Here is a 12,894-nt window from a genome sequence, read left to right on the forward strand (position 1 = left end):
TGAGATTGCCGCCACTCGGACCACGCTCGGTCAGGAGAAGGCTTCGGGCCAGACGTCGCGGTACGCGCGCATATCCCCGGCGGAAGTGGCGTTGAGCACGCCGTGCACCATCGCCCGCCCGAAGACCCGCGCGGCCGCCGAGCAGAGCGTGTCCAGCACCATCGCGCGCCGGGTCGCCGCGACGGGCCCGGCGCCACCGGGCAGCTCCCGGTCACCGGTCGCCAGCGCGAACACCGTGTCGCCGTCGAACATCGTGTGCGCCGGGCGGACCGCCCTGGCGAGACCGTCTTGCGCGGCCACCGCGAGCCGTCGTGCTTCAGCCTTGGACAGCGCCGCGTCGACCGCGACCACGCCGATGGTCGTGTTGAGCCCCGACGCCTTCGCCTCGACATCGCCCGGCCGGTCGGGCCAGCGGACGCCGAATTCGCCGTCGACCTCGTGATCCGCCGCGAACGCGCGGCCGGTCGAAAGGTCAACGGCCTCGCCGGCGGCGTTCACGGCGGCGACGACGCCGACGGTGAACTCCCCGACCTTCTCCGAAGCGGTCCCGATCCCACCCTTGAGTGATCCCGCCTTCGCCCCGGCGCCCGCACCGACGGTCCCTAGCCCGACCGGGCCCAAGGCAGCCGCTTCACAGGCCGCATAACCGAAAGACGCGTCCGGACGGTTTCCCCAGTCGCCTCGGGGCAGGTCGAACAGCACCGCGGCGGGCACGATCGGCACCACCTCGTGCGGTTCGGTCCCGACCGGGATGCCCAGGTTCCGCTCGGCGAGCCAGCGCATGACGCCGTCCGCCGCGGCCAGGCCGTACGCGCTCCCGCCGGACAGGCAGATCGCGTTGACGTGCTGGACCAGGTTCTCCGGCTCCAGCAGGTTGGTCTCGCGGGTGCCGGGCGCGCCGCCGCGCTGGTCGACGGCTCCGACGGCGCCACCGGGGACCAGCACGACCGTCGTCCCGGACGCCCAGCCGTCGCCGACCCGCTCGTGATGCCCGACCAGCACCCCCGGCACGTCGGTGATCATGACGTCAGCGACTGGATGAGGGTCTCCTGCACCCAGGTCAGCCAGTGGTAGACGCCCAGATGCGGCGCACGCGGATCGTCCTCGGGCAGCTCGTCGGGCATGTCATCGGTGACGTCGAGCGCGGTGCCCAGCGCGAGCCGGACGTCGTTGAGCGCGCCCAGCCAAGCGTCGGCCTGCTCGAAGGTCAGCCGCACGTTCCCGCCGTCACGCGGCAGGGTGTCCAGCACGATCTTGGCGACGCCGACCTTCTTGTCCAGCAGTTCGGGCTCGTGGATCGACCGCATCGCGGCGGCGGAGTCGATGTCCTCGCGGGTCGGGTTGTCCGGGTCGAGCTTGTGGAAGTCCGGCAGCAACCGGGAAAGCACCGGGTCGTCCGGCGATTCGGTCGGGCCCACCCGGATGCCGGTCAGCTCGGCCAGCTCGTCCTGCGGAGCCTCCTCGGCGCGCGCGGTGAGCATGTCCTCCAGCTGGCTGACCAGACCGCGCAGAACCGCGGCCTCCTGCTGCTCGAACCCCGCGACGATGGTCTCGCCCTTACGGCGCCATCCGTTCATGAAGGCTGCTCCATCGTCGCCCAGAGACCGGCGGCGTGGAGTTTCGCGACGTCGGTCTCCACCTTCTCCTTGGAACCGGAGGACACGATCGCCTTGCCCTTCTGGTGTACGTCGAGCATCAGCTTCGTCGCGTGGTCCCGGCTGTAACCGAACAGCTTCTGGAACACGTACGTCACGTACGACATGAGGTTCACCGGATCGTTCCAGACGACCGTCCGCCAGGGTTTGTCCTCAGAGACGACCTCTACTCCCTGTGGATCAACCTGCGTCTGCTCGGATGCGACAGGCGTGGACATGCACTCCATGGTGTCACGGGCCCGTTCCGGTATGGGCTGGCAGGTCCGGCCATGTGGGTGAATAGGCTGGTGCCATGGGTTTCCCCGAGGCGGCCACTGGCGCCAGCACCGCGCTGCTCACCGACCACTACGAGCTGACCATGCTGGCCAGCGCCCTGTCCGACGGGACCGCGGACCGGCCGTGCGTCTTCGAGGCCTTCGCGCGTCGTCTGCCCGACGGTCGCCGCTACGGCGTCGTCGCGGGCACCGGGCGGGTCCTCGACTCGATCGCGGACTTCCGGTTCACCGATGCCGAGCTGAGTCAACTGGAAGCGACGGCGGTCGTCGACGACGCCACACTTTCGTGGCTCGCGGACTACTCCTTCTCGGGGAACATCACCGGTTACCCCGAGGGCGAGCTCTACTTCCCCGGCTCCCCGATCCTGACCGTCACCGGCTCCTTCGGCGAGGCCGTCGTGCTGGAGACGCTGATCCTCTCGATCCTCAACCACGACAGCGCGATCGCGTCCGCGGCGGCACGGATGTCGGGCGCCGCGCACGGCAGGCCGATCATCGAGATGGGCGGGCGCCGCACCCACGAGTACGCCGCCGTCGCCGCCGCGCGGGCCGCGTACCTCGCCGGATTCGCCACGACCTCCAACCTCGAAGCGGGCCGCCGTTACGGCATCCCGACCCGGGGCACCGTCGCGCACGCGTTCATGTTGCTGCACGACAGCGAAGAGGCGGCGTTCCGCGCGCAGGTGGACAAGATGGGCGCCGACACCACCCTCCTGGTGGACACCTACGACATCACCAAGGGCATCGAAACGGCCGTCCGGGTGGCCGGGACCGAACTCGGCGCGATCCGCATCGACTCCGGCGACGTGGGCCCGCTGGCGCGCAAGGCCCGCGAGCAGCTGGACGCCCTCGGCGCCAAGGACACCCGCATCGTGGTGTCGGGTGACCTCGACGAACACGCCATCGCGGCGCTCCGCGCGGAGCCCGTCGACGCGTACGGCGTCGGGACCTCGGTCGTCACCGGTTCCGGTGCGCCGACCGCCGGGATGGTCTACAAGCTCGTGGAGGTCGACGGCAGGCCGGTCGCCAAGCGCAGCGCGCACAAGGAGTCTCGCGGCGGCAGGAAATCCGCGCTGCGACGGCACCGCGAAACCGGCACCGCCGTCGAAGAGGTGATCTGGACGGCCGCCTCGGCGGTACCAGAACGAGGACCGAACGACCACGAATTGCAGATTCCGCTGGTCCGGGACGGCCGGACGGTGGATGATCTGCCCACGCTGGACGACGCGCGCCAGCGGCTTCGGCGGGCGCTGGTGAGCCTTCCGTGGGAAGGCCTCAAGCTCTCGCACGGGGAGCCCGCCATCCCGACCGTATTCGTCTAAAGAGACTCAGGAGCAACACATGGGGACCGCCTTGATCGTGGTCGACGTGCAGAACGACTTCTGCGAAGGCGGGTCGCTCGGCCTGCCGGGTGGCGCCGCCGCCGCCGCAGCGATCTCCAAGCAGGCCGCGGAAGGCGGCTACGCGCACGTCGTCGCCACCCGCGACTACCACATCGATCCGGGCGACCACTTCAGCGAGACGCCGGACTTCAAGGACAGCTGGCCGCGTCACTGCGTCGCCGGCACCTCCGGCGCGTCGTTCCACCCCGCACTCGACGTGGTCCCGATCAGCGAGGTCTTCTCCAAGGGCGAGTACACCGCCGCGTACTCCGGTTTCGAGGGCAACGCGCGCGACGGCAAGACGCTCGACGCGTGGCTGAAGGAGCACGACGTCACGGAGGTCGACGTCGTCGGCATCGCGACCGACTTCTGTGTCCGCGCGACCGCGCTCGACGCGGCGAAGGCGGGCTTCAAGGTCCGGGTGCTGCTGGACCTCACGGTCGGCGGCTCGCAGCCGACCGTCGACGCCGCGCTCAAGGACTTCGACGAGGTGGGCGTGACCTACACCGGGAAGGCGCCGGTTCCCGCCGCATGATCCAGCACGGCCTCCAGGACACCCTGATCGAAAATCGGCTCGTCGCGATCCTGCGGGCCGCGGACGCGAGCCGGTTCGCCGACGCCGCCACGGTGCTGAACGCCGCCGGGGTGCGGGTGCTCGAAGCGGCGTTGACCACGCCAGGCGCCACCGACGCCATCAAGACCATCCGCAAGAAGCTCGGCGACGACGCGCACATCGGCGCCGGGAGCGTCCGCGAGGTGTCCGATGTGGACATCTCGGCGGACGCCGGCGCGTCCTTCCTGGTCACGCCCACGGTGAACCCGCTGGTCATCGAACGCGCGCACGAACGCGGGCTGCCGGTGATCTGCGGCGCGCTGACGCCGACCGAGATCGACCAGGCGTGGCGTCTCGGCGCGGCGGCGGTGAAGGTGTTCCCGATCGCGGCCGTCGGCGGGATCGCCTACCTGCGGGCGATCCGGGCGCCGATGCCGGACATCCCGCTGGTGCCGACCGGCGGCATCCACCTCGCCGACGTCGGGAAGTACCTCGATGCGGGTTCGATCGCCGTCGCCGCCGCGACGCCGCTTCTCGGCGACGCTCTCACCTCGAGCGGGTCGCTGACGGACCTGGCCACCCGGGCGAGTGAGTTCGTCGCCGCGGCCGCGAAGTACGTCTCACGCGCTTAGGGCCCCTCACCCGCCGCAATTCGTCACCTACTTGCGATCTCGATCCCCGCAAGTAGGTGACGAATTGCGGGCGGGGTCAGGGCTTCTTCTTGCCGTACGGGTCGCAGCGCGCCGTCCCGAGGTAGATGTCGCCCTTCGCCGGGCCGTCACCCTGCGGGAACAGCTTGATGTGCAGCATGTGCGTCACGAGGCTCCCGTCGGGCGGCGTCGGCGTGACGGTCTCGTTGACCGTCAGCGACGCCAGCGCCGTCCCGCCCTTGCCGCCGGCGATGGTCAGCCGGTAGTTCTGCGGGATGTTCTCCGGCAGCGTGAACCCGGAGACGTCGCCGAACTCGATGTAGCCGAGGCTGCCGTCCTTGGTGGTGCTGCACTTCGCCATGAACGTGCGGACCTTGATCACCGGGCCGCCGAACCGTTTGAGCAGCGTGGTCTCGAATCGCCGCCCGGCCGCCTCGGCGACGGCCACCGCACCGTTCCGGCCGCAGCGCGACTCACCGCCGCCGAACCGGGCGAAATCGCCGGTGGCACCGCCCTGTGTCGTCGCGGTCAAGGGACCGTCGACGTCGCACGGCGCCAGCTCGCCGGTGACCACGTGCTCGTCGCCGATCTCCACGTCGAGCGAACCGACCGACGCGGCCGCCGTCGCGGGCGTGGGCTCGGCCGACGCGATCGCCGGTCCTCCCGTCACCAGCGCCCCGGTCAGCATCGTCACCGACAACAGCCTCGAAACGGGTTTCTTCATGTCCGGCAGCCTCCACCAACTGCCTTTCCGATGCAGGGTCATGCCACCCGGTCGAGTGGATCGTGAGGTGCCCGACATTCGGTCCGCCGCCCGCCGTCTGGCGTTAACCTCGGTTCACATTCGTGTACTCATAGGAGGTCTGAGTGTCTTCGCTGTCCGTGGCCGGCCCCCGTCCGGTCCTCGCCGACCTCGTTCCCGGCGCCCTCGTCCGCGACACGATCCTGGTCGCCGGTGGTGCCGCCCTGACCGGCGCGGCCGCGCAGATCCTGATCCCGGTGCCCGGCTCACCGGTGCCGATGACCGGCCAGACGTTCGCCGCCCTGCTGGTCGGCGCCGCACTCGGCTGGAAGCGCGGCGCGCTGTCGATGGCGCTGTACCTGGCCGTCGGCGCGGCCGGCTTCGGCTGGTTCCAGAACGGTTCTTCGGGCCTGTTCGGCGCCAGCGCCGGCTACATCGTCGGGTTCGTCTTCGCCGGCGCCCTGGTCGGCGCGCTCGCCGGCCGCGGCGGCGACCGCACGCCGCTGCGCATGGCGGGGACGATGGTGCTGGGCAACCTCGTCATCTACTCGGTCGGTGTGCCGTGGTTGATGGCGTCGACCGGCTTCGGCCTGTCGACCGCGCTGGCGAAGGGCGTCGTGCCGTTCCTCATCGGGGACGCGCTGAAGATCGCCGTCGCCGCGGCGCTGCTTCCGGGCACCTGGGCGTTGGTCTCTCGCTTCCGCAAGGAGTCGTGACCGGTCCTTTCACGGCCCCACGAGCTGCAATGAAGGGGCCTTTCATTGCAAAATTTGCTATGAAAGGCCCCTTCATTGCACGGGGCGGACGATCTTGACGGTGCCCCCGGCTATCGTCTTGTCCCGTGCCTTCCCGTGCTGACTTCCCCGGTGTCCTCGAACTGCTGACCCACGCGGTCGAGTCCGTGGGCGGTGCCGAGCGCGAGGGCCAGGTGCAGATGGCAGACGCCGTCGGCCGGGCGATCCGCACCGGTGAGCACCTGGCCGTCCAGGCGGGCACGGGCACCGGGAAGTCGTTGGCGTACCTCGTTCCCGCGATCCGGCACGCGGTCGAGAAGGAGGCCACGGTCGTGGTCTCCACGGCCACCATCGCCCTGCAGCGCCAGCTGGTCGACCGAGACCTCCCCCGGCTGGCGAAGGCTCTGAAGAAGCCCCTCGGCCGCGAGCCCACCTTCGCGATCCTCAAGGGCCGCCGTAACTACCTCTGCCTCCACCGGCTGGACTCCGGCGCCCCGGACGAGCCGGAAGACCAGCAGTTGTTCGATCCGTTCGCCGTGTCCCGGCTCGGCAAGGAGGTCACGCGGCTGCGGGAATGGTCGTCCGACACCGAAACCGGCGACCGCGACGAGCTGGTCCCCGGCGTGACGGATCAGGCGTGGCGGCAGGTTTCCGTCACGGCCAAGGAATGCCTGGGCGCGTCGCGCTGCCCCATCGGCACGGACTGCTTCGCGGAACGGTCCCGCGCCGAGGCGGGCAAGGCCGATGTCGTGGTCACCAACCACGCACTGCTGGCGATCGACGCGCTGCAGGGCTACCAGGTGCTCCCCGAACACGACCTCGTGATCATCGACGAGGCGCACGACCTCGTGGACCGCGTGACGTCCGTGGCGACCGGCGAGCTGACCAGCGGCATGGTCTCCGCCGCCGCCCGGCGCTGCGGGAAACTGGTCGACGACGAAGTGGCCGACCAGTTGCTGGAGGCGAGCGACGGGCTGGCCCTGATCCTCGACGACCTGCCGTCGGGCCGCATGGACTCGCTGCCCCAGGCCCTCACCGGCGCGATCCCCGCGGTCCGCGACGCCGCGCACCGCTGCCTCACCGCGCTCGGCAAGGACCGGAAAGAGGACGTCGACGAGGCCACGGCCCGCAAACTGGCGCGGTCGCTGCTCGAAGAGGTCCACGACACCGCGGTCCGGCTGCTCGAGGCCTTCGACGACGACAAGGCGCATCAGCGTGACGTCGTCTGGCTGACCGGGGACCGCTTCTCCACGAACCCGCGTCCGCCCGCGCTGAAGGTCGCCCCGCTCGGTGTCGCCGGTCTGTTGCGGGAGCGTGTCTTCAACCAGCACACGACCGTCCTCACGTCGGCGACGCTGACCTTGGGCGGCACCTTCGACACCATGGCCCGCCAGTGGGGTCTCCCGCCCGGCGGCGCGAGGGTGGAGAAGGCGCCTGGCGCGGCGACGGACAAGGCCGCTCCCGCCGACAGCGACGACGCCGAGGGCCCGAAGTGGACCGGCCTCGACGTCGGCTCCCCGTTCGATCACAAACGCAACGGAATCCTCTACCTGGCCAAGCATCTTCCGCCGCCGGGACGGGACGGGTTGCAGCCCTCGACCATGGACGAGCTGGCCGAGCTGATCGAGGCCGCGGGCGGGCGCACGCTCGGCCTGTTCTCCTCGATGCGCGCGGCGAAGCAGGCCACCGAGGAGATGCGGGAGCGGCTCGACCTGCCGATCCTCTGCCAGGGCGACGATTCCACCGGTCTGCTGGTGCAGAAGTTCTCCGAGGACGCGCGCACCTGCCTGTTCGGCACGCTGTCGTTGTGGCAGGGCGTCGACGTGCCCGGTCCGTCGCTCCAGCTCGTGGTCGTCGACAGGATCCCGTTCCCCCGCCCCGACGATCCGGTCTCGTCGGCGCGGCAGCGAGCTGTGGAAGCCAGGGGCGGCAACGGTTTCCTCACCGTCGCGGCCACGCACGCCGCGCTGCTGCTCGCACAGGGCACCGGACGGCTGCACCGTTCGGTCACCGATCGCGGCGTCGTGGCGATCCTGGACTCGCGGCTGGCCACCGCCCGCTACGGCGGATTCCTGCGTGCCTCGCTGCCGCCGTTCTGGCCGACGATGGATCCGAAGGTCGCCCGCGACGCGCTGCGCCGCCTCGACGCCGCCGCCCCGGGCTGAGTGGCCTGGAACACGGCCGAGTACCGTTAACGGAACGCCGAAGACAGGGAGAACCGGTTGTCCCACGAGTCGCCCAACGCACAATCCCGGACCGTCAGCGTCGATGACACCGGAGTGCGGCGCCAGCTCGCGGACGGAAGCGAGGAAGCCGTCATGTGGTCCGAGCTGTCCGCGGTGGTGGTCAGAGTGATCCCTGAAGGCCCGTGGAAAGAAGACGTCTTCTTCATGCTCGCGGGCGCCGACGGGAAGGGCACCGCGATCCCCAGCGGCGACCCGGCCGCCGACGCCTTGATCGAGCGGCTCCAGACGCTGCCCGGCTTCGACAACGAGAAGTTCATCGAGGCCATGACCACCGACGCCGACGAGGCGTACGTGGTCTGGAGCGCCGAAGGCCACGCCGCCAAACACTGAGCCAAGCGCTATGAAAGGTCCTTTCCTTGCAAAATTTGCGAGGAAAGGACCTTTCATAGCATCCGGAGGACCTACTCGACCGGGAAGCTCTCCGTGACCGGGATGCCCTTCTTCAGGGTCCGGCTCACCGTGCACAGCCGCTCGATGGCCCGATCCACCGCCGCCGCGAGCGCCTCTCGATCCGCAGCGGGCAGCGAGGACACATCGACGTCGAAAGCCACATGGACCGCGTCGAGCTCCGAAGCGTCTTCGCGCCTGTCCGCGGTCACGCCGACCCGGAACTTCGAGTCCTCACCGATCCGGCGCGTGATGAGGTTCTCGGCGGTGACGGCCGAGCAGCCCGCCGCCGCGATCTGCAGCAGCTCGGCGGGCGAGAAGGCGCCCTCGGCGCCCTTGCGGCCGATCACGACCTCGGCACCGCGTTCGTTACGGCCGATAAAGCGATGCTCGCCGTCGCGCTGGACTTCCAAAGACACGGTTTTCCCTTTCACAGTGGCGGCAGCCGGGGAGCGATCTCGCCGGCGAGCCGTTCCGCGGCCGGGCACATCTCCTCCGGCCGCTTGACCTTGTTCGCGACGTAGATCTCCACCGTCTCGATCATGGCACGACCGTCGCCGGTGAACGTCCGGTGCGGGATCTCCGCCTGGCAAGCCTTCCACTCGGTCGAGACTTCGACGAAGGCTTCCCGCGATCCGAGAGCGACGCGCCTGCCGTCGTCTTCGAGCGGCGCCTGGTCCCGTTCGAACCGGATCGTCACCTCCGTCTCGCGGTGGTTCCAGTAGCACTCCCAGTTGCCGAACACCGGATCCGGTCTCGCCGGCCCGCCGACGATCGCCTGGGGCAGTTCACCGCCGAGCGCGCAGGCGTCGAGAGTCCCGAGCGAACCCGCGGGGAAGGGGGCCGGACGACGCTCGAGCGGTCCGCGGTTCAGCACCCCAGCCGCGTGCGCGGCGACCGGGTCGACGTAGTCGCAAAGGTGCGCGTGCCAGTTCCGGACATGGCGTGAATGCACCCAGAGCTGGTTGCCGTCCGGCAGCTCGATGGCCCGCTGGCATTTCTCCTCGGTGTCGCTCGGCCATTCACGCACACGCAGCGTCCCGGGCGCGGGCTTCTCCAGCATCGGCGACCCCGGGATGGTCAATTCGAGCCGGACGTCGACGATGTCCTCTTCGTCCGGGCTCAGCCTCAGCAGGACGCCGCAAGCGTTGAAGTTGCCGTTCGCGGTGTCGAGCCGTGGGGTCCCGAACTGTTTCAGCACGGACGGGTCCACCAGCGCGCAGGGGTCGGCCGTGCGCGGATCTCCGACCGAGTTCATCGGCGTGGGGCCTGCCGCGATCGACGCCGGTTCCCTCGTGGCGTAGAGCAGCCCTCCGAGCAGCACCAGCACCGCCGCGACGGCGCCGATCGCCATGGCCCGCCTGGTCACGCGGAACCGTCGCATCCGTGCGGGCACGCCGACATCCGCGACCTCGGACAGCAGTTCGGCGGCGCGAACGGCGTCCGGACGGCCGGCGGGTTTGCGGCGCAGCAGTTCGGTCAGCACCGGCGCCAGTGGCCCCGCCCGCCGGATCGGCTCCAGGGAGTACGACGTCGCCCGCCGGAGCTGGACGAACGGCCCCACGCTCGCGTCTCCCCACACCGAAGTGCCCTCGACGGCAGCGAACAGTGTCGCGCCGAGCGAGAACACGTCCGCCGCGGCGCCCGCCTGGCGCCCTTCGGCCATTTCGGGCGCGACGTAGCCGGGAGTGCCGACGTCGAGGCCGCCGCCGGTGCGGGTCACTTCCGCCCACTGCGCGATGCCGAGGTCGGTCAGTTTGGCGGTGCCGTCTTCGGCCAGCAGGACGTTGCCCGGTTTGAGGTCGCGGTGGACCATGCCCTTCTCGTGCATCGCCGCGAGCGCGGCGGCGAGCTGGACACCGATCTTCGCCACCTTGCCGGGTGACAGCGGCCCGTCGGTGTCGATGACGTCGGCGAGGTTGCGCGAAGGCAGGTACTCCATGACGAGCCAGCGGTCGTCGCCGTCGATCACGGCGTCGAAAACGGTGACGACGTTCGGATGATGCAGACCAGCGCCGATCCGCGCCTCGCGCCGGATCTGGCCGCTGTCCCCGGCCTGCGAACGCTTGAGGGCGACGACCCGGCCGAGGTCCAGATCGGCGGCACGCCAGACCACGCCCATACCCCCGGCGCCGATCCGCTCCTCCAAGCGATAGCGCCCGGCGATCAGCCGGTCACCCATATGGGGAGTATAGGAGGCTAGGCCCTTTGGGCTAGGACCGTGACGGTTCCGGGATCGACTTCGGTGAACCCGGCGTCCCGGACCGCGACGACGCCGTCACGGCGCCACGAGCCCTCCGGATCCTCGACCGGGCACAGCGCCTTCCAGGTCGCGACCGGCGGCGTCCGCACCGAGCACCGGAACCCGGTCTCGGCCCAGGCCGCCCGTTCGGCTTCGTCCAGCAGCGAGGCCAGGATCATCGTCGCGTGCCCGACCTGGGCGGCGCCCTTGCCGACGGTCATCGTGACCTCGGGGTTCAGCAGCAACCGCGGGAGACCGCCCGGCGCGGGCCCGGGCTCGTCGGCCGGGAGCTCGCTCCCGGAGATCTGCAACCGCGAGACCTCTTTCGGGGTGTCGACGACGCGGCCGGGCAGCAACGCTCGCGCCTCGGCGCCGTCCACCTCGATCGTGATGCCGGGCAGCTCCTGGACGGCCTGCCAATGCGCGCCGCGCGCACGCCGGGCGACCTTGCGGATCCGGCCGTCGACCCACGCCTTGAGCGGCTCGTGCCATTCGCCTTCGGGCTCGGCGCGTTCGTCGAGACAGACCGCGACCGCGGCCGCCGCGGCGGCCTCCAGCAACGCGGTCCGCGACGGCGGTTCGGCGCGTTCCATCCGCAGGATCACGGGCATGGCACGGACCTCGGCGGGATCCTCGTCGGAGGTGTCCACCGTGTCTTCGGCAGGCAGCCCCAGCCAGTACGCGTAGCGCGCGGCCAGCGGCTCCAGCACGCTCATGGCCGCGAAAGCTCGAGCCCGTCGGCCGCGTCGGCGGCCTCGATCTCGGCCCTGGTGACCCCGAGCAGGAACAGCACGGCGTCGAGATACGGATGCGAAAGCGCGGTGTCGGCGACCTCGCGCAGCGCGGGCTTCGCGTTGAAGGCGACACCCATTCCGGCGACCGACAGCATGTCGATGTCGTTCGCCCCGTCGCCGACCGCGACGCACTGCTCGAGCGAGATCTCGTACTCCTCGGCGAACCGGCGCAGCGCCGTCGCCTTGCCCGCGCGGTCGACGATCTCCCCGACCACCCGGCCGGTGAGCTTGCCGTCGACCACTTCGAGCTCGTTCGCGGCGGCGAAATCGAGGCCGAGGTCGTCCACGAGGGACTGGATGATCCTGGTGAATCCACCCGAAACGACCCCGCAGCGGAACCCCATCCGCTTCAGCGTGCGGATGGTCGTGCGCGCGCCGGGGGTGAGCTCGATGGACGCGGCGACCTCGTCGAGCACCGTCTCCGGGAGCCCTTCCAGCAGTGCGACCCGGCGCTCCAGCGACTCGCCGAAGTTCAGCTCGCCGCGCATCGCGGCTTCGGTGATCTCGCGGACCTGCGGTTCGACGCCGGCGTGCGCGCCGAGCATCTCGATGACCTCGCCCTGGATGAGCGTCGAATCGACGTCGAAGACGACCAGTCGCTTGGCGCGGCGGGCGAGCCCGGCCCGCTCGACCGAGATGTCGATCCCGGCCTCGACGGCGGCGTCCGCCAGCGCGGTGCGCAGCGCGGCGTCGGCCTCCGGCGTGTCCTGGGCGAGCGAGGTGTACAGCTCCAGCCCGGTGACCGGATAGTCGGCGACACTGCGGATCGAGTCGATGTTGACGTCCAGCGCGGCGAGGCGGCGCGCGACGTCGGAGAACGCCCGCGCGGTGACCGGGCGACCGAGCATCAGCAGGACATGCGTCGAGTCCTTCTGCCCGATGGCGAACGGGTCGGCGCCGATGGCCGCGCCGATCTTCACCTCGACCTGCATCCCGACCGACGCCATCGCCTGCTCGACGTATTCCTGCAGACCTTCGGGGTCGCGGTACACCCCGGCGAGCACGCCGAGCACCAGCTGGCCGCGGATCACGACCTGCTCGACGTCGAGCACGTCGACGTCGTGGCGCGACAGCACGGCGAACAGCACCGAGGACACACCCGGCTTGTCGGGACCGGTGGTGGTGATGAGAACTGGTGTCTGCGTCACGGGGTCAGTCTCCCTCAGCCGGAGACGAAAAAGGCGCGTGCCTTGCCCCTGTGTGAGGCAAGGCACGCGCCGATTCCGCTTATCGG

14 protein-coding genes are annotated in these 12,894 nt (G+C 70.4%); 6 read left to right on the forward strand and 8 right to left on the reverse strand.

Annotation, left to right across the window (positions count from 1 at the left end):
- Positions 1 to 30 precede the first annotated feature (30 nt).
- From DL991_RS15815 to clpS, 3 genes are read right to left on the reverse strand one after another with little or no spacing between them, the layout of a single operon-like run.
- Positions 31 to 1,023: a P1 family peptidase gene (locus DL991_RS15815; protein WP_125785075.1), complete on the reverse strand. Its 993-nt coding sequence runs from the start codon at positions 1,021 to 1,023 to the stop codon at positions 31 to 33.
- On the reverse strand, positions 1,020 to 1,577 hold the full coding sequence (locus tag DL991_RS15820) for a DUF2017 domain-containing protein (protein ID WP_125785076.1): 558 nt from the start codon (positions 1,575 to 1,577) through the stop codon (positions 1,020 to 1,022). Before DL991_RS15820 ends, DL991_RS15815 begins: the two co-directional genes overlap by 4 nt.
- Positions 1,574 to 1,873, reverse strand: a complete 300-nt coding sequence (clpS, locus tag DL991_RS15825; RefSeq protein WP_005165655.1) for an ATP-dependent Clp protease adapter ClpS — start codon at positions 1,871 to 1,873, stop codon at positions 1,574 to 1,576. The genes DL991_RS15820 and clpS overlap by 4 nt, the downstream gene beginning before the upstream one ends.
- Before the next feature lie 74 nt (positions 1,874 to 1,947).
- Here clpS and DL991_RS15830 point away from each other — a divergent pair, with 74 nt between their 5' ends.
- Genes DL991_RS15830 through DL991_RS15840 form a run of 3 tightly spaced genes read left to right on the forward strand, consistent with a single transcriptional unit; the run spans position 1,948 to position 4,497 of the window.
- On the forward strand, positions 1,948 to 3,252 hold the full coding sequence (locus DL991_RS15830) for a nicotinate phosphoribosyltransferase (protein WP_125785077.1): 1,305 nt from the start codon (positions 1,948 to 1,950) through the stop codon (positions 3,250 to 3,252).
- A 19-nt stretch (positions 3,253 to 3,271) separates the two neighbouring features.
- Entirely contained in the window at positions 3,272 to 3,847 is a 576-nt protein-coding gene (locus DL991_RS15835) for an isochorismatase family protein (RefSeq protein ID WP_125785078.1), read from the forward strand.
- On the forward strand, positions 3,844 to 4,497 hold the full coding sequence (locus DL991_RS15840) for a bifunctional 4-hydroxy-2-oxoglutarate aldolase/2-dehydro-3-deoxy-phosphogluconate aldolase (protein WP_125785079.1): 654 nt from the start codon (positions 3,844 to 3,846) through the stop codon (positions 4,495 to 4,497). The genes DL991_RS15835 and DL991_RS15840 overlap by 4 nt, the downstream gene beginning before the upstream one ends.
- Before the next feature lie 76 nt (positions 4,498 to 4,573).
- Here DL991_RS15840 and DL991_RS15845 read toward each other — a convergent pair whose 3' ends face one another.
- The gene (locus DL991_RS15845; RefSeq protein ID WP_125785080.1) at positions 4,574 to 5,239 is read right to left on the reverse strand and encodes a choice-of-anchor P family protein; all 666 of its coding nucleotides are present in this window, start codon (positions 5,237 to 5,239) and stop codon (positions 4,574 to 4,576) included.
- A gap of 143 nt (positions 5,240 to 5,382) precedes the next feature.
- Here DL991_RS15845 and DL991_RS15850 point away from each other — a divergent pair, with 143 nt between their 5' ends.
- From DL991_RS15850 to DL991_RS15860, 3 genes are all read left to right on the forward strand, one after another.
- Positions 5,383 to 5,973, forward strand: coding sequence for a biotin transporter BioY (locus tag DL991_RS15850; protein WP_125785081.1), 591 nt, complete (start codon positions 5,383 to 5,385; stop codon positions 5,971 to 5,973).
- 125 nt (positions 5,974 to 6,098) lie between these two features.
- A complete protein-coding gene (locus DL991_RS15855) occupies positions 6,099 to 8,156 on the forward strand; it encodes an ATP-dependent DNA helicase (RefSeq protein WP_125785082.1) in 2,058 nt (685 codons plus the stop codon).
- A gap of 57 nt (positions 8,157 to 8,213) precedes the next feature.
- Positions 8,214 to 8,567 carry a hypothetical protein gene (locus DL991_RS15860; RefSeq protein ID WP_125785083.1) on the forward strand — a complete coding sequence of 118 codons (354 nt, stop codon included), beginning with the start codon at positions 8,214 to 8,216 and terminating at the stop codon, positions 8,565 to 8,567.
- A gap of 71 nt (positions 8,568 to 8,638) precedes the next feature.
- Here the strand turns inward: DL991_RS15860 and DL991_RS15865 are convergent, their stop codons facing one another.
- The 4 genes from DL991_RS15865 to serB are packed head-to-tail and all read right to left on the reverse strand — an operon-like array spanning position 8,639 to position 12,808.
- A complete protein-coding gene (locus DL991_RS15865; RefSeq protein WP_038509009.1) occupies positions 8,639 to 9,043 on the reverse strand; it encodes an OsmC family protein in 405 nt (134 codons plus the stop codon).
- 11 nt (positions 9,044 to 9,054) lie between these two features.
- Complete coding sequence (locus DL991_RS15870; RefSeq protein WP_125785084.1) at positions 9,055 to 10,806, reverse strand: serine/threonine-protein kinase; 1,752 nt, start codon at positions 10,804 to 10,806, stop codon at positions 9,055 to 9,057.
- 17 nt (positions 10,807 to 10,823) lie between these two features.
- Positions 10,824 to 11,582, reverse strand: coding sequence for a peptidyl-tRNA hydrolase (locus DL991_RS15875; RefSeq protein ID WP_125785085.1), 759 nt, complete (start codon positions 11,580 to 11,582; stop codon positions 10,824 to 10,826).
- Complete coding sequence (serB, locus tag DL991_RS15880) at positions 11,579 to 12,808, reverse strand: phosphoserine phosphatase SerB (protein WP_125785086.1); 1,230 nt, start codon at positions 12,806 to 12,808, stop codon at positions 11,579 to 11,581. Before serB ends, DL991_RS15875 begins: the two co-directional genes overlap by 4 nt.
- Positions 12,809 to 12,894 lie beyond the last annotated feature (86 nt).

Origin of the sequence: Amycolatopsis sp. WAC 01375, assembly GCF_003947325.1 — a bacterium.
GTDB lineage: Bacteria > Actinomycetota > Actinomycetes > Mycobacteriales > Pseudonocardiaceae > Amycolatopsis.